Origin of the sequence: Streptomyces sp. NPDC001985 (assembly GCF_040296845.1) — a bacterium.
Classification (GTDB): Bacteria; Actinomycetota; Actinomycetes; order Streptomycetales; family Streptomycetaceae; genus Streptomyces.
In genome coordinates, this window is record NZ_JBEOYB010000018.1 from 88,398 (window position 1) to 110,479 (window position 22,082).

At 71.1% G+C, this 22,082-nt stretch carries 19 protein-coding genes and 1 tRNA gene; 14 read left to right on the forward strand and 6 right to left on the reverse strand.

Features of this window, described 5'->3' with window-relative positions:
• Window positions 1–59: 59 nt before the first annotated feature.
• Window positions 60–2,792: a pyruvate dehydrogenase (acetyl-transferring), homodimeric type gene (gene aceE / locus ABT122_RS10950; RefSeq protein ID WP_351548613.1), complete on the reverse strand. Its 2,733-nt coding sequence runs from the start codon at window positions 2,790–2,792 to the stop codon at window positions 60–62.
• A 472-nt stretch (window positions 2,793–3,264) separates the two neighbouring features.
• On the opposite strand from aceE, the gene ABT122_RS10955 reads away from it, so the two are divergent.
• The 6 genes from ABT122_RS10955 to ABT122_RS10980 all read left to right on the forward strand — a co-directional run bounded on the left by ABT122_RS10955 (window position 3,265) and on the right by ABT122_RS10980 (window position 8,011).
• A complete protein-coding gene (locus ABT122_RS10955) occupies window positions 3,265–3,687 on the forward strand; it encodes a DUF3052 domain-containing protein (RefSeq protein ID WP_351548616.1) in 423 nt (140 codons plus the stop codon).
• 322 nt (window positions 3,688–4,009) lie between these two features.
• On the forward strand, window positions 4,010–4,468 hold the full coding sequence (locus ABT122_RS10960) for a peroxiredoxin (RefSeq protein WP_351548619.1): 459 nt from the start codon (window positions 4,010–4,012) through the stop codon (window positions 4,466–4,468).
• Between the two features lie 204 nt (window positions 4,469–4,672).
• Window positions 4,673–5,248, forward strand: a complete 576-nt coding sequence (locus ABT122_RS10965; RefSeq protein WP_351548621.1) for a TerD family protein — start codon at window positions 4,673–4,675, stop codon at window positions 5,246–5,248.
• Window positions 5,249–5,343: 95 nt separating this feature from the next.
• The gene (locus tag ABT122_RS10970; RefSeq protein ID WP_351548624.1) at window positions 5,344–5,919 is read left to right on the forward strand and encodes a TerD family protein; all 576 of its coding nucleotides are present in this window, start codon (window positions 5,344–5,346) and stop codon (window positions 5,917–5,919) included.
• 99 nt (window positions 5,920–6,018) lie between these two features.
• Window positions 6,019–7,149 (forward strand): DUF475 domain-containing protein, encoded by a 1,131-nt coding sequence (locus tag ABT122_RS10975; protein ID WP_351548676.1) that lies wholly within the window; start codon window positions 6,019–6,021, stop codon window positions 7,147–7,149.
• A 127-nt stretch (window positions 7,150–7,276) separates the two neighbouring features.
• Window positions 7,277–8,011, forward strand: a complete 735-nt coding sequence (locus ABT122_RS10980; RefSeq protein ID WP_351548627.1) for a TerD family protein — start codon at window positions 7,277–7,279, stop codon at window positions 8,009–8,011.
• A 14-nt stretch (window positions 8,012–8,025) separates the two neighbouring features.
• Here the strand turns inward: ABT122_RS10980 and ABT122_RS10985 are convergent, their stop codons facing one another.
• A complete protein-coding gene (locus ABT122_RS10985) occupies window positions 8,026–8,811 on the reverse strand; it encodes a TerD family protein (protein ID WP_351548630.1) in 786 nt (261 codons plus the stop codon).
• A gap of 211 nt (window positions 8,812–9,022) precedes the next feature.
• Between ABT122_RS10985 and ABT122_RS10990 the strand changes: the two genes are divergently transcribed.
• The 3 genes from ABT122_RS10990 to ABT122_RS11000 are packed head-to-tail and all read left to right on the forward strand — an operon-like array spanning window position 9,023 to window position 13,734.
• Entirely contained in the window at window positions 9,023–10,189 is a 1,167-nt protein-coding gene (locus ABT122_RS10990; protein WP_351548633.1) for an HpcH/HpaI aldolase/citrate lyase family protein, read from the forward strand.
• Between the two features lie 36 nt (window positions 10,190–10,225).
• A complete protein-coding gene (locus tag ABT122_RS10995; protein ID WP_351548636.1) occupies window positions 10,226–12,886 on the forward strand; it encodes a phosphoribosyltransferase in 2,661 nt (886 codons plus the stop codon).
• Between the two features lie 32 nt (window positions 12,887–12,918).
• The gene (locus tag ABT122_RS11000; protein ID WP_351548639.1) at window positions 12,919–13,734 is read left to right on the forward strand and encodes an HAD family hydrolase; all 816 of its coding nucleotides are present in this window, start codon (window positions 12,919–12,921) and stop codon (window positions 13,732–13,734) included.
• 95 nt (window positions 13,735–13,829) lie between these two features.
• Here the strand turns inward: ABT122_RS11000 and ABT122_RS11005 are convergent, their stop codons facing one another.
• Window positions 13,830–14,477, reverse strand: coding sequence for a DedA family protein (locus tag ABT122_RS11005; RefSeq protein ID WP_351548679.1), 648 nt, complete (start codon window positions 14,475–14,477; stop codon window positions 13,830–13,832).
• 117 nt (window positions 14,478–14,594) lie between these two features.
• On the opposite strand from ABT122_RS11005, the gene ABT122_RS11010 reads away from it, so the two are divergent.
• Together ABT122_RS11010 and ABT122_RS11015 are read left to right on the forward strand one after the other, a co-directional pair.
• On the forward strand, window positions 14,595–15,806 hold the full coding sequence (locus ABT122_RS11010; RefSeq protein WP_351548642.1) for a sensor histidine kinase: 1,212 nt from the start codon (window positions 14,595–14,597) through the stop codon (window positions 15,804–15,806).
• A complete protein-coding gene (locus ABT122_RS11015) occupies window positions 15,758–16,402 on the forward strand; it encodes a response regulator transcription factor (RefSeq protein WP_351548644.1) in 645 nt (214 codons plus the stop codon). Before ABT122_RS11010 ends, ABT122_RS11015 begins: the two co-directional genes overlap by 49 nt.
• 29 nt (window positions 16,403–16,431) lie before the next feature.
• Here ABT122_RS11015 and ABT122_RS11020 read toward each other — a convergent pair whose 3' ends face one another.
• The 3 genes from ABT122_RS11020 to ABT122_RS11030 form a co-directional block, all read right to left on the reverse strand.
• Window positions 16,432–16,653, reverse strand: coding sequence for an FmdB family zinc ribbon protein (locus tag ABT122_RS11020; protein ID WP_351548646.1), 222 nt, complete (start codon window positions 16,651–16,653; stop codon window positions 16,432–16,434).
• Between the two features lie 54 nt (window positions 16,654–16,707).
• Window positions 16,708–18,075 carry a hypothetical protein gene (locus tag ABT122_RS11025; RefSeq protein ID WP_351548649.1) on the reverse strand — a complete coding sequence of 456 codons (1,368 nt, stop codon included), beginning with the start codon at window positions 18,073–18,075 and terminating at the stop codon, window positions 16,708–16,710.
• Window positions 18,076–18,175: 100 nt separating this feature from the next.
• Complete coding sequence (locus tag ABT122_RS11030; protein ID WP_351548652.1) at window positions 18,176–18,913, reverse strand: DUF4097 family beta strand repeat-containing protein; 738 nt, start codon at window positions 18,911–18,913, stop codon at window positions 18,176–18,178.
• 289 nt (window positions 18,914–19,202) lie between these two features.
• Here ABT122_RS11030 and ABT122_RS11035 point away from each other — a divergent pair.
• The 3 genes from ABT122_RS11035 to ABT122_RS11045 all read left to right on the forward strand — a co-directional run bounded on the left by ABT122_RS11035 (window position 19,203) and on the right by ABT122_RS11045 (window position 22,009).
• A tRNA-Val gene (locus ABT122_RS11035) sits at window positions 19,203–19,274 on the forward strand.
• A 577-nt stretch (window positions 19,275–19,851) separates the two neighbouring features.
• On the forward strand, window positions 19,852–21,063 hold the full coding sequence (locus ABT122_RS11040) for a helix-turn-helix domain-containing protein (protein ID WP_351548655.1): 1,212 nt from the start codon (window positions 19,852–19,854) through the stop codon (window positions 21,061–21,063).
• A 673-nt stretch (window positions 21,064–21,736) separates the two neighbouring features.
• Window positions 21,737–22,009 carry a hypothetical protein gene (locus ABT122_RS11045; protein ID WP_351548658.1) on the forward strand — a complete coding sequence of 91 codons (273 nt, stop codon included), beginning with the start codon at window positions 21,737–21,739 and terminating at the stop codon, window positions 22,007–22,009.
• Window positions 22,010–22,082: the final 73 nt, after the last annotated feature.

A 22,082-nucleotide genomic window follows, 5' to 3' on the forward strand; every position in this document is an offset into this window, starting at 1 on the left:
CCGCGGACGCCACAGGGGCGGCACCCGGCCGGGTGCCGCCCCCTGTTCCGTACGGCGTGCTACGCGTCCCCGCCCTCCGGGCCCGGGTCCGCCGCCTTCACATCGAGCAGCTGGTACCGGTCCACCGCCTGCTTCAGCGCCGAGCGGTCCACCTTCCCGTCCCGCGCCAGCTCCGTCAGCACACCCAGCACGATCGACTCCGCGTCGATGTGGAAGTACCGGCGGGCCGCGCCGCGCGTGTCGGCGAAGCCGAAGCCGTCCGCGCCCAGGGAGGCGTACCGCCCCGGCACCCAGCGCGAGATCTGGTCCGGAACCGAGCGCATCCAGTCCGAGACCGCCACGAACGGGCCCTCGGAGCCGGTCAGCTTGCGGGTGACATACGGCACCCGCTGCTCCTCCTCGGGGTGCAGCAGATTGAACTGCTCCACCTCGACGGCCTCGCGGCGCAGCTCGTTCCAGGAGGTCGCCGACCAGACATCGGCCCGTACGTCCCACTCGTCGGCGAGAATCCGCTGGGCCTCGACCGCCCACGGCACCGCGACGCCGGAGGCCATGATCTGCGCGGGGATGGCACCGCCGGTCCCCGGGCGGAAGCGGTGGATGCCCTGGAGGATGCCCTCCACATCCACGTCCTCCGGCTCGGCCGGGTGCTGGATGGGCTCGTTGTAGACGGTCAGGTAGTAGAAGACGTCCTCGGCGTTCTCGCCGTACATCCGCCGCAGACCGTCCCTGACGATATGCGCGATCTCGAAGCCGTACGCCGGGTCGTAGGCCACACAGCCCGGGTTGGTGGAGGCCAGGAGCTGCGAGTGGCCGTCCGCGTGCTGGAGGCCCTCACCGGTCAGCGTCGTCCGGCCCGCCGTCGCGCCGAGCACGAAGCCGCGCGCGAGCTGGTCGGCCATCTGCCAGAACTGGTCGCCGGTCCGCTGGAAGCCGAACATCGAGTAGAAGACGTAGACCGGGATCAGCGGCTCGCCATGGGTGGCGTACGCCGAGCCCGCGGCGATCAGCGAGGCCGTGCACCCCGCCTCGGAGATGCCGTCGTGCAGCATCTGGCCGGTCGGCGACTCCTTGTAGGCGAGCAGCAGTTCGCGGTCGACCGACTCGTACTGCTGGCCCAGCGGGTTGTAGATCTTCGCACTCGGGAAGAAGGAGTCCATGCCGAAGGTGCGGTACTCGTCCGGCGCGATCAGCACGAACCGCTTGCCGATCTCCTTGTCCCGCATCAGATCCTTCAGCAGCCGGACGAACGCCATGGTGGTGGCGATCGACTGCTGGCCCGACCCCTTGCGCACCGCCGCGTAGGTCTTCTCCTCCGGCAGCGGCAGCGGCTTGGCCCGCACGACCCGGGTCGGCACATAGCCGCCCAGCGCCTCCCGGCGGTCGTGCATGTACTGGATCTCCTCCGAGTCGCGGCCCGGGTGGTAGTACGGCGGAGCCCCGCCCTCCAGCCGGGCGTCCGTGATCGGGATGTGCAGCCGGTCCCGGAAGCCCTTGAGGTCGTCGACCGTCAGCTTCTTCATCTGGTGGGTCGCGTTGCGGCCCTCGAAGTTCGGCCCCAGGGTCCAGCCCTTGACGGTCTGGGCGAGGATCACCGTCGGCTGGCCCCGGTGCTCCTTGGCCGCCGCGAACGCCGCGAACACCTTGCGGTGGTCGTGGCCGCCGCGCCCCAGATGCAGGATCTGCTCGTCGGTCATGTTCCCGACCATGGCGCGCAGCCGCTGGTCGCCGCCGAAGAAGTGCTCACGGATGTACGCGCCGGTCTCGGTGGCGTACGTCTGGAACTGGCCGTCCGGGGTGGTGTTCAACTTGTTCACCAGCAGGCCGTCGCGGTCCTGGGCCAGCAGCGGGTCCCAGGAGCGGTCCCAGACCAGCTTGATCACATTCCAGCCGGCCCCCCGGAACTGCGACTCCAGCTCCTGGATGATCTTGCCGTTGCCGCGGACCGGACCGTCCAGCCGCTGGAGGTTGCAGTTGACGACGAAGGTCAGATTGTCCAGGCCCTCGCGGGCGGCGATGGAGAGCTGGCCGAGCGACTCGGGCTCGTCCATCTCGCCGTCGCCGAGGAACGCCCAGACGTGCGAGGCGGAGGTGTCGGCGATGCCCCGCGCCTGCATATAGCGGTTCATCCGGGCCTGGTAGATCGCGCCGAGGGGGCCGAGGCCCATCGAGACGGTCGGGAACTCCCAGAAGTCCGGCATCAGCCGGGGGTGCGGATAGCTGGAGAGGCCGTTCGGAGCCTTGGACTTCTCCTGGCGGAAGGCGTCGAGCTGGGCCTCGCTGAGCCGGTCGAGCAGGAAGGCACGGGCGTAGATCCCGGGCGAGGCATGGCCCTGGAAGAAGATCTGGTCCCCGCCGTCGCCCCGGTCCTTGCCCCGGAAGAAGTGGTTGAAGCCGACGTCGTAGAGGGAGGCCGAGGAGGCGAAGGTGGCGATGTGGCCGCCGACCCCGATCCCCGGGCGCTGGGCCCGCGAGACCATCACCGCCGCGTTCCAGCGGGTGGCGTTGAGGACCTTCCGCTCGATCTCCTCGTTGCCCGGGAAGAACGGCTCGTCCTTGGTGGCGATGGTGTTGACGTAGTCCGTGCTGCGCATCTCCGGCACGGCCACCCGCTTCTCGCGGGCCCGCTCGATGAGCCGGAGCATCAGATAGCGGGCGCGCTCCCGGCCCCGCTCGTCGACGGCGGCGTCGAGTGAGTCCAGCCACTCCTGGGTCTCTTCGGGATCGAAGTCCGGGACCTGGCTGGGAAGGCCGCCAATGATGATCGGGTTGCGGTCTGATCCGGAAGCCACGCTATTCCTTCGCTGCTCGGGAGAGTTCCGCGGGAGGGGTCCGATGGGGAGTTCCCGCGGGAGTTGTCGGGCGGTGCCGCACCGCCTCCATCGTGTACCCCGGGGAGGGAAACGTCATCTCTACCGAGGGGTAACCCGTGATCCCGCTGACATCCTGACCGGTCCCCGCCGACGGGGCGGGTCAAATCGCAACCTTACGCCCAACCCGGTAAAGCGTTCCGTTTGGGTGTTCGGTTCCGATGGGGGCGGCGAGTGGACGTAAAGTGGCAAACAAGTCCGAATGGTGTGGCAGATTGCCCAGGTCGTGGCGGAACGTGTCTGGAGTTGCGTCGAGACGGGCGCAAACGTCACCGTTTCGGCGGTCTGGACGGCCGGGTACTTGCGCGATCCGCCCCATCCGTGTGGACTACGGCCAACGCCACGCGTACGCGCGAGGCCGCAGCATCTACCGAACATGATCAGGAGGCAAGCCGTGAGCGCGACCGCGGACCACGCGGAGGAGCGGACCAACCCAGCAGCGAGGCTGGGGTTCGAGCCCGGACAGGTGGTCCAGGAGATCGGCTACGACGACGACGCCGACCAGGATCTCCGCGAAGGCATCGAGTCCGTGACCGGCCAGGACCTCGTGGACGAGGACTATGACGACGTCGCCGACGCCGTTGTCGTCTGGTTCCGCGACGAGGACGGGGATCTGACAGACGCACTGGTGGACGCCATCGGTCTCCTTGAGGACGGCGGCGTGGTCTGGCTGCTGACTCCGAAGACCGGCCGGGACGGCTACGTCGAGCCCAGCGACATCAGCGAGGCCGCCCAGACGGCCGGACTCTCTCAGACGAAGAGCATCAGCGTGGCCAAGGACTGGGCCGGCAGCAGGCTGGTGGCCCCCAAGCGCTGAGCAGTCACAGAGAGTGAGTCCTGGGCCCTGAGTCCGGACATGAGTTCGACGCCCCTTCCGGTCGCTGCCGGAGGGGGCCTCGGCATTCCCCGCCGCCGGCCCGCGCTCCCCCTCCCGCCCGGGAGCCCGTGCCCGGTCCGCCGGGCGCCCGGCCCTCCCGGTACCCGGTCCGGCCCGTGCCCGGGAGCCCGCCCCGCCCCCGGTCCGGCCCGTGCCCGGGTCCGCCCGCCCCGCCCCCGTCCCGCGCGGGACGGGAGGGGACCCTAGGGTGGACACCCTCACCCGAACGGTCTCAGTGTCTCAGCGAAGGGATTCACACGTCATGGCGATCGAGGTCGGCACCAAGGCCCCCGCGTTCGAACTGAAGGACAACCACGGGCGCACGGTGAGCCTCTCCGGGTTCCGCGGCGAGAAGAACGTGGTTCTCCTCTTCTACCCCTTCGCCTTCACCGGCGTGTGCACCGGCGAGCTGTGCGCTCTCCGCGACGAGCTGCCGAAGTTCGTCAACGACGACACCCAGCTCCTCGCCGTCTCCAACGACTCCATCCACACCCTGCGCGTCTTCGCCGAGCAGGAGGGGCTGGAGTACCCGCTGCTCTCGGACTTCTGGCCGCACGGCGAGACCTCGCGGGCGTACGGCGTTTTCGACGAGGAGAAGGGGTGCGCGGTCCGCGGCACCTTCGTCATCGACAAGGAGGGCGTGGTCCGCTGGAGCGTCGTCAACGCGCTCCCCGACGCCCGCGACCTGAACGAGTACGTCAAGGCGCTGGAAACCCTCTGAGCCCGCGCCCGGGGCCGACCCCGGGCGGTCCCGGGGCCGGGTCCCCGGCCGCCGGGTTCCCGGCGGCCGGCGGCACCGGCAGGCCACTCGCGCGAAAACCTGTTTCGCGCGGGAACCGGTCACTAGGATCGGTCCGATCCATTCGTTGATCCGAACACGAACGCACGACGGGGGCGCTGCCCCCGTACACCACTGGAGGGACCCGTGGGAGTCAGCCTCAGCAAGGGCGGCAATGTCTCGCTGTCCAAGGCCGCGCCCGGTTTGACCGCTGTTGTCGTGGGTCTGGGCTGGGATGTCCGCACCACCACCGGTACGGACTTCGACCTGGACGCCAGCGCTCTGCTGACCAACGGCGAGGGCAAGGTCACCAACGACGGCAACTTCGTCTTCTTCAACAACCTCACGAGCGCCGACGGCTCCGTCGAGCACACCGGTGACAACCTCACCGGTGAGGGCGAGGGCGACGACGAGCAGATCAAGGTCAACCTCGCGGGTGTGCCCGCCGATGTCGACAAGATCGTCTTCCCGGTCTCGATCTATGAGGCCGAGGCCCGTCAGCAGTCCTTCGGCCAGGTCCGCAACGCGTTCATCCGCGTGGTCAACCAGGCCGACAACAACGAACTCGCCCGCTACGACCTGAGCGAGGACGCCTCGACCGAGACCGCCATGGTCTTCGGCGAGCTGTACCGCAACGGCGCGGAGTGGAAGTTCCGCGCCATCGGCCAGGGGTACGCCTCGGGCCTGCGCGGCATCGCGCAGGACTTCGGCGTCAACGTCTGAGCCCTGCCGACCGCACCACCCCCGGCGCCGCCTTCGCATCGAACGCGGCGCCGGGGCACACCCGCACCACCTCTGTCGCTGGGGAGGACCAGATCATGGGCGTCACGCTCGCCAAGGGAGGCAATGTCTCCCTCTCCAAGGCCGCACCGAACCTCACTCAGGTGCTGATCGGGCTCGGCTGGGATGTCCGCACCACCACCGGAGCCGATTTCGACCTCGACGCGAGCGCGCTGCTCTGCGGCGGCGGCCGGGTCCTCGGCGATGAGTACTTCGTCTTCTACAACAACCTCACGAGCCCCGAGGGCTCCGTCGAGCACACCGGCGACAATCTCACGGGCGCGGGGGACGGCGACGACGAGTCGCTGCTGGTCCGTCTCACGGAGGTGCCGGCCGGTGTCGACAAGATCATCTTCCCGGTCTCCATCCATGACGCCGACCGCCGTGGACAGGCATTCGGCCAGGTCAGCAATGCTTTTATCCGAGTGGTCAATCAGGCGGACGGCCAGGAACTGGCGCGCTACGACCTGAGCGAGGACGCCTCCACCGAGACCGCGATGATCTTCGGCGAGCTGTACCGCTACCACGGCGAGTGGAAATTCCGCGCGGTCGGCCAGGGGTACGCGTCGGGCCTGCGGGGCATCGCCCTAGACTTCGGAGTAAATGTTTCATAATTCCGCGCACAGAGCGGGGGATCTTCCCGTCCCTGGCGCGGGGGAGTGCCTTCCTCCGGCTCTGCCCGGGAGGGTCCCCATGGAAACGATTGGGTGCCAGTGGTTCTGAAAACCTTCGGCTGGTCCTTCGCGGTCACCGCGCTCGGGCTGGTCGCGGCCGTGTTCTACGGCGGGTGGACCGCGTTCGGGATCGTCGCGATCCTGTCCATCCTCGAAATCTCGCTGTCCTTCGACAATGCGGTCGTCAACGCCGGAATCCTGAAGAAGATGAATGCCTTCTGGCAGAAAATCTTCCTCACGATCGGCATCCTCATCGCCGTATTCGGTATGCGGCTGGTCTTCCCCGTCGTCATTGTGGCCGTCAGTGCGCAGATCGGCCCCATCGAGGCCGTTGAACTGGCTCTCAACGACAAGGACAAATACCAGGAACTGGTCACCGACGCCCATCCGTCCATCGCCGCCTTCGGCGGCATGTTCCTGCTCATGATCTTCCTGGACTTCATTTTCGCGGACCGGGAGATCAAGTGGCTCGGCTGGCTGGAGCGTCCCCTCGCCAAGCTCGGCAAGGTCGACATGCTCTCGGTCTGCATCGCCCTGATCATTCTGATGGGCAGCGCCATGACCTTCGCCAAGAGCGCCCACCAGCACGGCGGCGGACATGCCGACAAGGCCGAGACGGTGCTGCTGTCCGGTGTCGCCGGTCTGATCACCTATCTCGTCGTCGGCGGGCTCTCGGGCTTCTTCGAGAAGAAACTCGAGGAAGAGGAGGAGCGCGAGCACGAGCAGGAGGAGAAGGCCAGGGCGAGCGGCAAGAAGGTTTCGGCCGTCGCCATCGGCGGCAAGGCCGCCTTCTTCATGTTCCTCTACCTCGAAGTCCTGGACGCCTCTTTCTCCTTCGACGGTGTCATCGGCGCCTTCGCCGTCACCAACGACATCGTGCTCATGGCCCTGGGTCTCGGTATCGGCGCGATGTACGTCCGTTCCCTCACCGTCTATCTGGTCCGCCAGGGCACCCTCGACGAGTACGTCTACCTGGAGCACGGCGCCCACTACGCGATCGGCGCGCTCGCGGTCATCCTGCTCGTCACCATCCAGTACGAAATCCCCGAGATCATCACCGGCTCGATCGGCGTCCTGCTGATCGGTGCCTCCTTCTGGTCCTCGGTCCGGCGCAACCGCTCCCTCGCGGGCCAGGGGAAAGCCCTGGGCGAAAAGGCTGAGCCACACTGAGACCCCGGGGTGTGACCGGGCACCCAATGAGGGAACGCTCTGAGCGGGGCGGCGGCGAGGCACCGGCCTCGGGCCGCCCCGCGGAGCGCGGGGCGGCGGGGACCGACGAGAGGACTGGGGGCGGGGCATGGCCTTCTGGGACAGCCTGTGGCAGGGCAGATCGGCGCAGTTCGACACGGGCAGCGCCGGGAACTCCATCGCACTGACGCGGCGCCGCCCGTCCGTGTCGCTGAGCAAGCAGGGGGCGGCCACCGGGCATCTGCGCGTCAACCTCTCCTGGCGGATGCGCACCTCGGACATCGGGCGCAGGTCCCGGCAGAGCGGTCAGCTGCTGCGGCACCCCCTCAAGCTCTTCAAGCCCGAGGTGGTGCAGGCCCACACCCAGGGCATGGTCAATGTCGACCTCGACCTGGGCTGTCTCTATGAGCTGGCCGACGGCACCAAGGGCGTCGTCCAGCCGCTCGGCGACTTCCTCGGCTCCACCAACGAGGCCCCGTATGTCCGCCTCAGCGGCGATGACCGGTTCGGCTCCGGCTCCGGCGAGACGATCTACGTCAATCTCGACCATCACGCCGAGATCAAGCGGCTGCTCTTCTTCGTCTACATCTACGACCAGACGCCGGCCTTCGACCGCACCCACGCGCTGGTGACGCTCTACCCGAGCAGCGGCCCCCGGGTGGAGATAGAGCTGGACGAACAGGCCCCCCAGGCCCGCTCCTGCGCGGTCTTCTCGCTGGAGAACGTCAAGGGCGACCTGGTGGTGCGCCGCGAGGTCAAGTTCGTCTACGGCTTCCAGGCGGAGCTGGACCGACTCTATGGCTGGGGCCTCCAGTGGGGCCGCGGTTACAAGACCCGGGCCTAGCGGGCTCCGGGCTCTCAGGGGCGGATGAACTGAGGGCCCATCGGCGGCAGCCGGAACTCGGGATCGGGCGCGGAGACGGCGGCGGGCTGCGGATAGCCGTACCCCGTACGGCCCTGTCCCGAGGACGGCTGGGGGTAGCCGTAGGCGGGGCGGTCCGGTGCCTGCCGTGCGCCGGGCGCTCCCGGCGCGGTGTGCGGATAGCCGTACGAGACCGGGGGCGCGGGTGCCGTGCCCGGCTCCGCCTCCGCCTCCGGGCTGTTCTCGTCCACGGAGATACCGAAATCGGTGGCCAGCCCCACCAGACCGGTGGGATAGCCCTGCCCCACCGCCCGGAACTTCCACCGGTCCCCGCGCCGGTACAGCTCCCCGCAGATGATCGCGGTCTCCTCGCCGGTCTCCGCCCGCACATCGAAGACCGCCAGCGGCTCCCCGTCGCCGCGCGCGGCGTCATAGATCAGAATCCGCAGGTCGCGCACGTTCCGGAAGGTGTCGCCGTCGGAGGAGGCGGCCAGCACCACCTGATCGACGGAGCCGTCGAGCGCGGCGAGGTCGGCCTCGACCGCGTCCGTCAGCTCCTCGCCGACCTGTTTCTTCGACAGCCGCCGCACCAGCCCCGAGGGGTGCCGGGGCTGGTTGTAGAAGACGAAGTCCTCGTCCGAGCGCACACGGGCATCGGGGCCGAGCAGCAGGGCCGAGGCATCCACATCGGGGAGGCCGGCACCCGGGGTCCAGCGCAGCACGGCGCGTACCGCGGTCGCGTGGAGGGGGACGTTCGAGCCCTTCATCATCGTGTGCGTCATGCCCGTCATCCTGCCTGCTCGGGGGCGGCCCGGACAACGCGTCACGGTGCCCCGGGCCGGTTGCCCCGCTCCCAGGACGGTATGGGACATTTAAACCACATCAGGGTGTTACGCGGAGTTCATGGGCTCCGGGAACTCATGACATACATCTGTACGTACTATTACCGGCCACGTCAGTAGGGCAGGCCGCTCAGCAGTACGGGGGAGTCACATGCGTCATTTCGGGCAGATTTCGACTGCCGCCCGCGAACGGCTGTTCCATCGGCAGCCCGCCGAGTTCACCGCCGCGTCCTCGCCGAGGATGCTCGCGGCCGCGCTCGGGGCCACGCTCTACAGCCCGGCCAACCGGCCCAGGCTCGCCGACGACGTGCGCAAGCAGATCGCCAGCGGAGTCGTCTCCATGGTCCTCTGCCTGGAGGACTCCATCGACGACGCCGACGTGGAGGAGGCCGAGGAGAACCTCGTCCGCCACTTCGCCGATCTCGACGCGCGCGGCGGGGAGCTGCCGCTGCTCTTCATCCGGGTCCGCGAACCCGCCCAGATCCCCGATCTCGCCCGGCGCCTCGGACCCTCCGTCCGCAGACTGTCCGGTTTTGTACTACCCAAGTTCACGGAGGAGCGCGGCGTCCCCTTCCTGGAGGCCCTCACCGCCGCCGAGGCCGCCACCGGGCACCGGCTCTTCGCCATGCCCGTCCTGGAGTCACCGGAGCTGCTCCATCTGGAGACCAGGACCGAGACCCTCGCCGGTATCGCCCGCACCGTCGACAAGTACCGCGACCGGGTGCTGGCGCTGCGCCTGGGCGTCACCGACTTCTGCTCCGCCTACGGACTGCGCCGCTCGCCGGACATGACCGCCTACGACGTCCGCATCGTCGCCGCCGTCATCGCCGACGTGGTCAATGTCCTCGGCCGGGCGGACGGCACCGGTTTCACGGTCACCGGCCCCGTCTGGGAGTACTTCCGCCTCCAGGAGCGCATGTTCAAGCCCCAGCTGCGGCGCAGCCCCTTCCTGGAGGTCCGGGCCGAGGCCGTGCGCACCGCGCTCATCGAGCACGACCTGGACGGCCTCCTCCGCGAGATAGCACTCGACCGGGCCAACGGGCTCACCGGAAAGACCTGTATCCACCCCTCCCACGTCCTGCCCGTCCACGCGCTCTCCGTCGTCAGCCACGAGGAGTACAGCGACGCCCAGGACATCCTGCGCCCCGAGCGCGGCGGCGGCGGGGTGCTGCGTTCCTCCTACACGAACAAGATGAACGAGGTGAAGCCGCACCGGGCCTGGGCCGAGCGCACCCTGCTGCGCGCCGAGGCGTTCGGCGTCGCCCGCGAGGACATCGGCTTCGTGGAGCTGCTCACCGCGGGCCTCTCCGGCACCTGACACACCCGGTGAGCGGCGAACGGTGAACGGTGGACCGTGCGGGCGGCACCCCGCGGCACGAACGACGAGAGAGAAGAGACGGTCACGGTGGTCTGGTCCGGAACATGGGTCGCGCGGCGCCTCGGCATAGGGCTCGAAGGGGACGAGCGGCTCCCCGCCCTGCTGGGCCTCGCCCTGCGGCGCAACCCCAAACGGGCGCATCTGCTGGTGTCGAATGTGCTGGGCAAGCATGTGCCCCAGTCGCCCGCCGTGGTGTACGAGGCGGGCCGCGGCCTCGGGGTCCGGGTGCGGGAGCTGCTGGGCGACGAGGAGGCCGCCCGCGCGGTGGTCCTCGGCTACGCGGAGACCGCGACCGGCCTCGGCCACTCGGTGGCGGACGGGGTGGGGCTCGCGCCGTATCTCCACTCCACCCGCCGTCCGGTCGCCGGGGTGGAGAGCGCGGGCGGCTTCGAGGAGTCCCACTCCCACGCCACCTCGCACCTCCTGCTGCCCGACGACCCCGGTCTGCTCTCCCGGCAGGGCCCGCTGATCCTTGTCGACGACGAGTTCTCCACCGGCAACACGGTCCTCAACACCATCCGTGAGCTGCACCGGATAGCGCCGCGCGAGCGGTATGTGATCGTCGCGCTGGTCGATGTGCGCTCCCCGGCCGACCGGGGCCGGCTGACGGAGTTCGCCGCGGAGATCGGCGCGCGCGTGGAGCTGGTGACGCTGATGTCGGGCACGGTCAGCCTTCCCGAGGGGGTGCTGGCGGCCGGGCAGGCGCTGGTCGCCGAGCACGAGCGGGACGAGCCGGCCCCCGGTCCTGCTCCTGGTCCTGCCCCCGGCCCGCTCGCCGGCCCGCTCACCGGCCCCGGCGGGGTGCGCCGGGTCGCCCTTGACTGGCCCGCCGGGCTGCCCGACGGCGGTCGTCACGGCTTCCTCCCCGCCCACCGGCACCGGCTGGAGTCGGCGCTCCCCGCCATGGCCGCCCGCCTCGCCCACGCCCTCGACCTGCCCCCGGCCCCGGGCGCTGCCCCCGGCACGGCCCCCGGTGCGGAGGCCCCCGCCCGCGTCATCGGCCTGCCCCCGGCCCCGGGCACTCCCGGTGCCGACCCGCGCACGGGCCCCGGTGCGGCCCCCGGGGCGGAGCCCCCCGCCCGCGTCCTCGTCCTCGGGTGCGAGGAGCTGATGTACGCGCCCCTGCGCCTCGCCACCGCCCTGGAGCGGCTCACCTCCGCCGAGGTGCGGTACTCCACCACCACCCGCTCACCCGTCCTCGCCGTCGACGACCCCGGCTACGCCATCCGCACCCGGCTCGTCTTCCCCGCCCACGACGGCCCGGCGGACGGCCCCGGCGAGCGGTACGCCTACAACGTCGCCGGCGCCGGGTTCGACGCGGTCGTCGCCGTGGTCGACTCCACCGCCGACACGCCCGCGCTCCACGCCCCCGGCGGGCTGCTCGACCGGCTCGCCGGCCACACCCCGCGCCTCGTCCTCGCCGTCGTGCCCAGCCACGTACCCGAAAGGGCCGCCATGCCGTCCGAGCCGCCGTCCGAGCCGCCGCCCGGCACCCTCCCCGGCCCGCTCCGGGGCCCCGCGTTCTCCTCCTACGCCGCCGACGAGGTCGGCTGGCTGCTCCAGGACCTCTCGGACACCGAGCTGGAGGCCCCCACCGAGGAGCGCGAGGAGGCCATCCAGAGCGGTGGCGCGCACTACGCCGAGTCGCTGCCGGTGGAGTACCAGCCCAGCGAGGAGTACCAGCGGCTGTTCCGCACCGCGCTGGCCGGCTCCGCCGCCCGGATCGCGCGCGCCGTGGGCACGGTCACCGAGACCGTTCTCGCCGAGCGGGAGTCCGAGCGCCCCGTCCTCGTGTCGCTGGCGCGGGCCGGCACCCCCGTCGGCATCCTGATGCGCCGCTGGGCCCAGTGGCGGCACGGCCTGGAGCTGCCGCACTACGCCGTCTCCATCGTCCGGGGCCGGGGCATCGACGCCAACGCCCTGCGCTGGCTCCGGCTCCACCACGACCCGGCGGACATCGTCTTCGTCGACGGATGGACCGGCAAGGGCGCCATCACCCGGGAGCTGAGCGCCGCCCTCGCCGCGTTCGAGGGCTTCCGGCCCGAGATCGCCGTCCTCGCCGACCCCGGCGGCTGCGTCCGCACCTACGGCACCCGCGACGACTTCCTCATACCCTCGGCCTGTCTCAACTCCACCGTCTCCGGGCTGGTCTCGCGCACCGTCCTCCGCGCCGACCTCGTCGGCCCGGACGACTTCCACGGCGCGAAGTTCTACCGCGACCTCGCCGCCGCCGATGTCTCAGGACACTTCCTCGACACCGTCGCCGCCCGCTTCTCCGAGGTCGCCCCGACCGTGGAGGCCGAGGCCAAGGAGATGCTGGCGGCGGACCGGGCCCCCACCTGGGAGGGCTGGGCGGCCGTCGAGCGGATCAGCGAGGAGTACGGCATCCACGATGTGAACCTGGTCAAGCCGGGAGTCGGCGAGACCACCCGGGTGCTGCTGCGGCGCGTCCCCTGGAAGATCCTCGCCCGGGCCGGCGCCGGCGCCGACCTCGACCATGTGCGGCTGCTCGCCGACCAGCGCGGCGTTCCCGTCGAAGAGGTCGGCGATCTCCCGTACAGCTGTGTCGGGCTGATCCACCCGCGCTTCACCCGCGGCGCGACCGGCGCCGACGGCACGGCGGTGACGTCCCTGTGAGCACCCCCGTGACCCCCCTGGCGAGCGGTCCCGTGAGCACCCCCCGCCCCGCCGCCACCCTGGTCGCGAGCGATCTGGACCGTACGCTCATCTACTCCGCCGGGGCCCTCCAGCTCACCATGGCCGACGCGGACGCCCCCCGGCTGCTCTGCGTCGAGGTCTACCAGGGCCGCCCGCTCTCGTATGTCACCGAGGAGGCGGCCGGTCTGCTGCCCCGGCTCGCCGCCGAGACCGTCTTCGTCCCGGCCACCACCCGCACCCGGGAGCAGTACGGCCGCATCCACCTCCCCGGCCCGCCCCCCGCGTACGCCATCTGCGCCAACGGCGGCCACATCCTCGTCGACGGGGAGTCGGACCCGCACTGGCGGCGGCAGGTCGCGGGCCGGCTCGCCGACGGCTGCGCGCCGCTCGCCGAGATCCGCGCCCATCTGCGGGCCACCGCCGACCCGGCCTGGCTGCTGAAGGAGCGCACCGCCGAGGAGCTCTTCGCCTATCTGGTGGTCGAGCGGGCCCTGCTGCCCGAGGGCTGGGTCAAGGAGCTGGCCGACTGGGCCGGCGCCCGGGGCTGGTCGGTCTCCCTCCAGGGCCGGAAGATCTACGCCGTACCGAGGCCGCTCACCAAGAGCGCGGCCCTGCGCGAGGTGGCCCGCCGCACCGGTGCCGAGCGGATTCTCGCGGCCGGGGACTCCCTCCTCGACGCCGATCTGCTGCTCGCCGCCGACCGGGGCTGGCGGCCCGGCCACGGCGAGCTGGCGGACAGCGGCTGGAGCGCCCCGCACGTCGGGGCGCTGGCGGAGAAGGGCGTCGCCGCCGGCGAGGAGATCCTCCGGCGGTTCCTCGCCCCCTGAGGCGGCGGCACAGTGAGCATGGCCGCGGGCATGACAGCGCCCCCGGGACCGGCGGAGAGACGGCCGGTCCCGGGGGCGCTGTCATGCCCCCGTGCTCATTTGCGCCGGCTGCCCGCTCCCGGCTTGAAGACCCGGACCCCGATGAACGCCACGACTCCGATGACCGCGAACACCAGCACCACCTTGGAGTAGGTGGAGACATAGCCGGTGACTTCCGTCCAGTTCTCCCCGAGCAGATACCCGGCCATCACGAAGATCGTGTTCCAGATCGCGCTGCCCAGCGTGGTCAGCCCGAGGAAGATCGGGATCGGCATCCGCTCGACCCCGGCCGGCACCGATATCAGTGACCGGAAGATCGGAATCATCCGCCCGAAGAACACCGCCTTCGTGCCGTGCTTGTTGAACCACGCCTCGGTCTTCTCGATGTCCGAGACCTTCACCAGCGGCAGCTTGGAGGCGATGGCGATCGTCCGGTCACGGCCGAGCAGCGCCCCCACCCCGTACAGCGCCAGCGCGCCGATCACCGAGCCGGCGGTGGTCCACAGCAGCGCCGCGTACAGATTCATCTTCCCGGTGCTGGCGGCGAAGCCCGCCAGCGGCAGGATGACCTCGCTCGGCAGCGGAGGGAAGAGATTCTCCAGGGCGATGAGGATGCCGGCCCCCGGCGCCCCCAGGGTGTCCATCATGTCGGTGACCCAACCCGGAGCACCGCCCTCAGCGCCCGCAGCGCTGCTGATGATCATGGAATGCATGCCTTTCACGGTAGAAAACCGCAGCTGAAGAGAGGCTGAAGAGGTCCGTAGACTTCCTTGCGGTGTACCCCAGTGTGCGGGACGGAACGAACGGCTAGGTTGCCGGTCATGAATGGGACGGGGGAACGAGGAACCGGTCGAGCGGTCGCGGTGCGCGGCGCGCTCTGCACGGCGGGGCTGGCCGCAGGGGCCGTCACCGCCGTACTGGAACTCATTCTCGCGCTTCTCACGGGGCTCGCCGCACTTCCGGTCGCCGCCTGGCCCCGGGCCCGCCGGGCGCTGCCGCGCCGTCTGGGACCGCTCGCCCGCCGGGTGACCGGGATCGAACTGCGCCGTCTCGCCCGGTTCCGGCTCTCCCCCGGCCGCGCCCCCGTGCCGTACGACGACCTCCGCGCCGCACGCTACGCCCTCGCCCGCATCCCGCTCGGCCTGCTCGGCGGTTTCATTCTGTCCTGTCTGCTCACCGGGCTGTCCTGGATGCTCTTCGCCCTCTTCGGCTGGTTCGTCATCGGGATCGATTATCCGCTGGAAGTGATCGCCACCGGCCTCCTGGGGGTCTTTGTCGCGATCCTCTGCGCCCAGGGCGTCCACGGCACCGTACTCCTGGAGGCCTGGCTCGTCCGCCGCCTCCTCGGCCCCGGCCGCCAGGACGCGCTGGAGCGGCGCATCGCCCAGCTCGCCACCAGCCGATCCGAGGTCATGGACGCGGTCAACGACGAGCGCCGCCGTATCGAGCGCGACCTGCACGACGGCGTCCAGCAGCGTCTGGTCGCCCTCGGCATGCTGCTGGGCCGCGCCCGCCGCAGCCGCGACCCCCAACGCGCCGACCAGCTCCTCCTCCAGGCCCATGAGGAGAGCCGCCGCGCCCTGGTCGAACTGCGCGAGGTCGCCTGGCGCGTCTACCCGACCGTCCTCGACGAGGCGGGGCTGCGCGCCGCCCTGGAGACGGTCGCCGAACGCACCCCGCTGCCCGTGCGGCTGATCTGCGAACTGGCCGAGCCGCCCGGCAGACAGGTGGAGACCGTCGCGTACTTCGTCGTCTCCGAGGCCGTCACCAATGTGGTGAAGCACTCCGGGGCCACCCGGATAGCGGTGGAGCTGCGCGGCGACGGCGGGACGCTCCGGCTGCGGATCGAGGACGACGGCGCGGGCGGCGCCGACCCCACCGGCGGCGGGCTCACCGGACTCGCGAGCAGAGTCGCCGCTCTCGACGGCCGGTTCGGGGTGCACAGCCCGGCCGGCGGACCCACCACCATCACCGCGGAGCTGCCGTGCGCATCATGCTGGCCGAGGACTCGACCCTCCTCAGGGAGGGGCTGATACGTCTGCTCGCCGAGGAGGGCCATGAGGTCCTGGCGGCGGTCGGCGACGCCGAGCGGCTGCTGGCGGCCGTCGCGGGGGAGCGCCCCGATGTGGTCGTCGCCGATGTCCGGATGCCCCCGACCCACACCGACGAGGGGCTCCGCGCGGCCCTGGAGATCCGCCGCCGCTGGCCGGGGGTGGGGGTGCTGGTGCTCTCGCAGTACGTGGAGAAGCGGTACGCCACCGAGCTGCTGACCTCGGACTCCGGGGGCGTCGGCTATCTCCTGAAGGACCGGGTGGTCCAGGTGGACGAGTTCCTGGACGCGCTGGAGCGGGTGGCGCGGGGGGAGGCGGCGTTCGATCCCGATGTCGTACGCCAACTGCTGACGCGCGGCAGCCGCACGGACCCGCTCTCCCGGCTGACGGCCAGGGAGCGGGACGTGCTGGCGGAGATGGCGCAGGGCCATGCGAACGGGGCCATCGCCGCGCGGCTCCATGTCTCGCAGAGCGCGGTCGAGAAGCACATCAACGCGATCTTCGAGAAGCTGGGGCTGAGCGGGACGCCGGGGTACTCGCGCAGGGTGCTGGCGGTGCTGCGGTACCTGGGCACATGAGACGCGCGCGTCCCGCGCGGCGGGCGGGGTCAGCCGCAGCAGCCCCCGCCGCAGCAGCCACCGCCTCCGCCACCGCCGCTCGGCGCGGGGGCGGGCCCGGTGCTCGACCCGCCGACGGCGACGGTGGAGAGCAGCCGGACCGTGTCCTGGTGACCGGCGGGGCAGACGGCCGGGTCGGCGGACCGGGCCATGGGCCGGTTCACTTCAAAGGTGTCGCCGCAGCTGCGGCAGCGAAAGTCATATCGGGGCATGGCGCAAGGCTACGCGTTCCGCCCCGGGGCGCGGCAGGGGCCGCGGGCCCGGGATCACGGCTTTCCGGCGACCCGGTCCTCCCTGATCCGCTCGACCACGAGGGCGGCGGCGCGCCGGACGGCCTCGGTCTCGGTGAGGAAGTGCCAGTAGTCGGGGTGGCGGCCGTCGAGCCCGGCGACGGCCCGGTCCAGCCGGGCGACCGCCTCGTCGAGCGGACGGGCGTGGCGGGGATCGGGGGTCTGCCGCCCGGTCATCGCGAGGCGCTGGGCGTCGCGCACCGCGAAACGGGTGCGCTCGATCTCCTGCCGGGGGTCCTTGGCGACGGCGTTGAGCTGCTGAAGCCGGTCACCGGCGGCCGAGACGGCCTCGTCGGTGCTGTTCAGCAGGGCTCGTACGGTGCTGAGCAGGGCGGTCGCGTCGGGCCACCGCTGCTCGTCCCGGGCGGTGGCGGCCTCGCGGAGCTTCTCCCCGGCCTGGCGCAGACCGCGCGCGGCCTGCTCGGGCACGGGCTGGAGATCCTGCCAGCAGGCGGCGGAGAAACGGCGCCGCAGCTCGCTGAGGACCGGCTCCACGGACTCGGTCCGCGTGGTGAGGGCCTCCGCGCGGGTACGCAGCGACACCAGCCGCCGGTCGATCTCGGCGGCGCGCTCGGGGAGCCGCTCGGCCTCGGTGCGCACGGCCTCGGCGTCGCGCAGCACCCGGTCGGCGCGGTGCAGTGTCCCGGGGACGCCATGGCGGCCCGCGCCCTGGTTGAGCTTGGTCAGCTCGGGGGCGAGCGCGGCGAGCCGGGCGGCGAGATCGTCCGCCCGCATTCCGGAGCCGCGCACCGTGTCGAGAGCATTGCTCGCGGAGAGGAGCGCCGCTCGCGCCCGCTCCACGGCCGGCGCGAGCCGGGCGAGCTGGCTCTCCGCCGTGTCGAGCAGCGGTCCGAGCCCCTCGGCGAACCGGTCGAGATCGGCCTTCACCCCGGCCAGCTCGTCCTTCGCCCGGTCCAGCTCGTCGCGGGCCCGGGAGGCGGCGGCGGGCTCCAGGTCGTCCCGGTCGAGATCGTGCGCGTCGACGGCGGTGATGTAGTGGTGGCTCACCTCGTCGATCCGCCGGCCGAGGGCCGCGAAGCCGTCCACGGCCCGCTGTGCCCGCGGGGTGCTGTCCACGGCCGTGATCGTCTCGATGGAGATCCGCAGCTCGCGCTGGGCGCTGTCCAGCTCGTAGAAGGCAGCGGCGGCGGCGTCCTTCGCGGCCTGCGCGTCGGCCCGCCGGCTCTCGCCCCGCCCGCCGAACCAGCGCCGCGTACCCCCGCCGGTGAAGGAGCCGGCGAGGACGGCCACCGCCAGCGGAACCGGCAGCAGCACCAGGGCCAGGACATCCCGGACGCCACTCGCTGTCGCTCTTGCGTGCGGCTGCGTGTGTGTCGCCGTCACATCCCTCTCCCGTGCTGCGTCGCCGTACCCGGTACATTCTCCCACCTGGTACCGACGAACACACGGGCCGATTGGTTCGCGGCCCCGCCACCCGGCCGCCCTACTCGGCGGTGCGCACCTTCACCGAGCCGTTGTCGCTCGTCGCGGTCACCGCGTTCCGGCTGCCGTCGTCGGTCGGTACGCCGATGTCGACCGAGCCGTTGTCGCTCTTGGCGCCGACGTCGTACGGGGCTCCGGCGCGCGGCAGCGCGATCCGGATGTCCCCGCTGTCGCTGACCGCCTCCACCCGCTCGGGCACCGCCCCCGCCCCCAGCCCGATCCGGATGTCCCCGTTGTCGGACCGGGCTCGCACGGTGCCGGCGGTGACCCCCTCGGTGGTGATGGTGCCGTTGTCGCTCACGAGGTCGAGTGCCCCGCTGGTCCTCCGCACGGTCACATCCCCGTTGTCGGTCTCGATCCGCAGCGGCGTCCGGAGCCCGGACGCGGTGACACCCCCGTTGTCGTCGATCACGGTCACGGCGACCTCGCGCGGCACCGTCACCCGGTGCAGCCCCTGGCAGTCCGTGACGACGCCGGAGCACTTGACCCGCAGCACCAGCCGGTCCCCCGTGAGCCGCCACGACGCCTCGGGCCCGCTGCCGGCGAAGACCCACCCGTCGACCCGCCGGGTCACCTCGACCTTCTCGACATCGGCGGCGACGACCTCGACGGCCGCGTTGTCGCTGTCGATGGTGAGCCTCTCCCCGGCGAGCGCGAACACCTTCCGCTCCTCGGGGGCGCTCTCCGCGTCGGCACTCCCGCACCCCGCCACCGCTCCGGCCAGCAGCCCCCCACTCACGAGCGCCACCACCCCCCGGCGGACGCGCCCACGACGACGGTGCTCACGACGACGCTGCTCACGACGGAGTCGAACAAGGCTCCCGGCCATTGGTGATCATTCCCCCTGCTGGTTCCCGCGATGTCCCCTCACGCTAGAACCCCACCCACCCGCCGACGATCCGGCCGGCCACCGTCTCGTTGGTGGGGCCAGCCCCCCTCTCCCACGCCCGCTTCCCGCCGCCGCCCGGGCCGGGGGAACGGGTTTGCGGGGCAGGGCCGTCCGGCATGTACGCTGTTCCCTCATCCACGGGTGCGTAGCTCAGGGGTAGAGCGCTGCTCTTACAAAGCAGATGTCGGCGGTTCGAAACCGTCCGCGCCCACGGTGTCTGAACAGGCAAAACCCCCCGGACCAAGGTCGGTCCGGGGGGTTTTCTTGATCATTCAGAGGATTTTTGGGAGATCGTCCCGACGGCAGATCATTCCCTCGCCCCCGACCCCGTCGCCACCGTGCTTCCAGACGGTCCAGACGGTCCAGCCGGTGCCGCCGCATCTCGGGCGTGACGCGCTCGTACCCGCCCTCGATGTCCTTCGGCACCCACCCTCCGTCGTCGCGAACCGCAGCGCGCGGTCGACCCGGTCCTCCTTCACCCAGGTGTCGCGGGTGTGCCGTGCGCCCCGCGTCGTGAACCCCGGCGGGACCGGAGCCCAGGCGGTCGGGGACCGCTGTCGGCTCTTCGCGGGGCGTCGGGGGCTTGGTCACCTCCGTGGTCATGGGCCCATCGTGGCGGACCCACCGCACCCATGAGGCCCGGACCTGTCAACACGAAGGTGCCCCAAGGGTGTTGGGGAGGATTCGCCGTTCCCCGCGCCACAGGAGGGGGGTACGTTCTGAATGTCCAGGTCAGAACAGGAGCCCTCATCATGCCTCTTCCTGCCCATGAGCACATTGGTACTCGCGTGCGGATCGCACGCAACGCAGCCGGCCTCTCACAGGTGCAACTCGCCGACTTCCTCGGCCGAACCGAGTCCTGGATGGCCAACGTCGAGTCGGGTCGGCAGCCCCTCGACCGGTACTCCGTCATCACCGCCATCGCCGATCAGACCGATGTGGACGTGGTCTGGCTCCTCGGGCAGCCCTATCGACTTCAGCACCACAGCGGTGCCATCGCCCACGCTCACATCCCGGCCCTCCGTGCCGGCCTCCGCCGAGCAGGTCTGATCCTGTCCGGGCACCCGGGCCTGAGGCAGCACGGAACATCGATCCCCGGGCTGGCCCAGATGCACGCCGCCTCCTGGGAAGCCAACAGAGCCCGTCAGGCCGCCAATCTCCCGCGCCTCGCGAGCCTGCTTCCCGCCATGGTCGAAGACCTGAACGGCGCACTCCTGATGGCCGAAGGCGGCATCCGCGAGGAATCGCTGCGGCTCATGGTCGACGCCGCCCGTACCGCCCGCATGTGCCTCAACAGCCTCGGCTATCCCGATCTGGCCTGGTCCGCTGCCGAGGTCGCCGCCGGAGCAGCGACTGCCCTGGATGACCCGATCACCAAGGCGGCTGTGGCGTGGGACCGTTGCGGGGCGCTGCTCCATCAGGCGTCGCTGACGGAGACTGTGGTCGTGGCGGAGGCCGCTCTGCGGGACCTGGAGCCGATCGCCGCCGCGCCCCGTCCGCCATCCGCCGCTCTCGCCATGAGGGGAGCCCTGCATCTGCGGTGCGCCATCGCCCACGCACGTTCCACACAGGGCACGGCCGCGTGGGCGCGGCTGGGCGCAGCGCTCGAAGACGCCGATCGGTTGGGCGCCGAGTTCTACGACCTGGAATCTCAAACGGTGTTCGGCCGGGGCACCGTGGCCGTCCACGCCGCCGAGGTGGGTGTGGAGGTCGACCAGCCCGAGGCCGGGCTCACCACCGTCCCGGAGGTGAACATCTCCACGGTCCCGAGCCGCGAGCGCCGCACTCACTTCGCCATCGATGAAGCCCGGGCGCTGCACCGCATGGGACGCAACGCCTCCGCGGTGACAAAACTCCGGTCGGCCGCCTCCGCCGCCCCGCACTACGTGTTCGGCGATCCCATGGCCCGGGCAGCGGTGGCGGATATGGCGCGCGTCGGTGTCCCCTCACAGGCGGCGAGTCTGTCGTTCCTGGTCAGGAACATGGAGCTGGTCCACTGATCACCCCAGCGAACGTCCCCTAGAAAATCTAGGGGACGCGCCCCACCTGCTGCCTCACCCTCGGATCGTCACGCAACGCATTCAGACGATCACCAGGGAGCGGCGATGGGGCCGATCGAGACCCGAGACGCGGTAGAAGCTGCGCACATCTACACCCACACGCTGGGGTGGCCGCTCGCACTCGGCCACCGTCACCGGCCCCGCTCGGGCTGCACCTGTGAAAGCGCCGACTGCTCCACGCCCGGCGCCCATCCGATCCCGGGTGCGCCCGCTGCTCAGAACGACATCATGGAGCGACTCCGGGAATCGCCCGGAGCCGCCCTCATCGCGACCACGCGGTACACCTTCGACGCGCTCGTACTCCCCAGAAGTGTGGGCATGGACATGATGGTCCGCCTCGATGCGGAGGCACCGGTACCGATCCCCTGCCTCCTGATGGGAGACACCACTACCGCGCTCCTCGTGCTCCCCGGCACCGGCCGCTCCGCACTCGGCCCGCGATCCCAGGGGGTGACCGACGTACGATCCGGGCCCCACGGCTGGATTCCTCTGCCTCCGTCCCACCTCGTCCGGTGGGACACTCCGCCGATCTGGGGAGGTCAGCCCGTGCGGCTCCTGCCTGGCGCGGATGTGAGGTCGCATCTGAGCAAGGCAGTCGCCAGGGGGGCCGGTGATGGACACGCAGGCGTGGCGAGCCAGTCTGGATGCCGCCGAGGCCGCAGTTCGCGCGATGCGGACGGCCCTCGCGGACCTCGGTGTCCCTGAGGAGACCTGGCGCCAGGTCGCCCCGGTCGTGACGCGCGGCGGTGGCGCGTACGTCTCCCTCGGAGCGCCCAGCGCGGAGATCACGGAACAGATCGCCGAGGCTCTGCGTACCGCCGCACCCCACCCCCCGGCCGGCGACGACGCCGCTCCCGTCCGGGCGTTCCGGCGGCCCGCCTCATGACCACCCCCACGCCCCGCTACCTGACCCCTGAGTGCCGGCAGGGCGAATGCGGCCTCTGCCCCGGCCCCGGTGA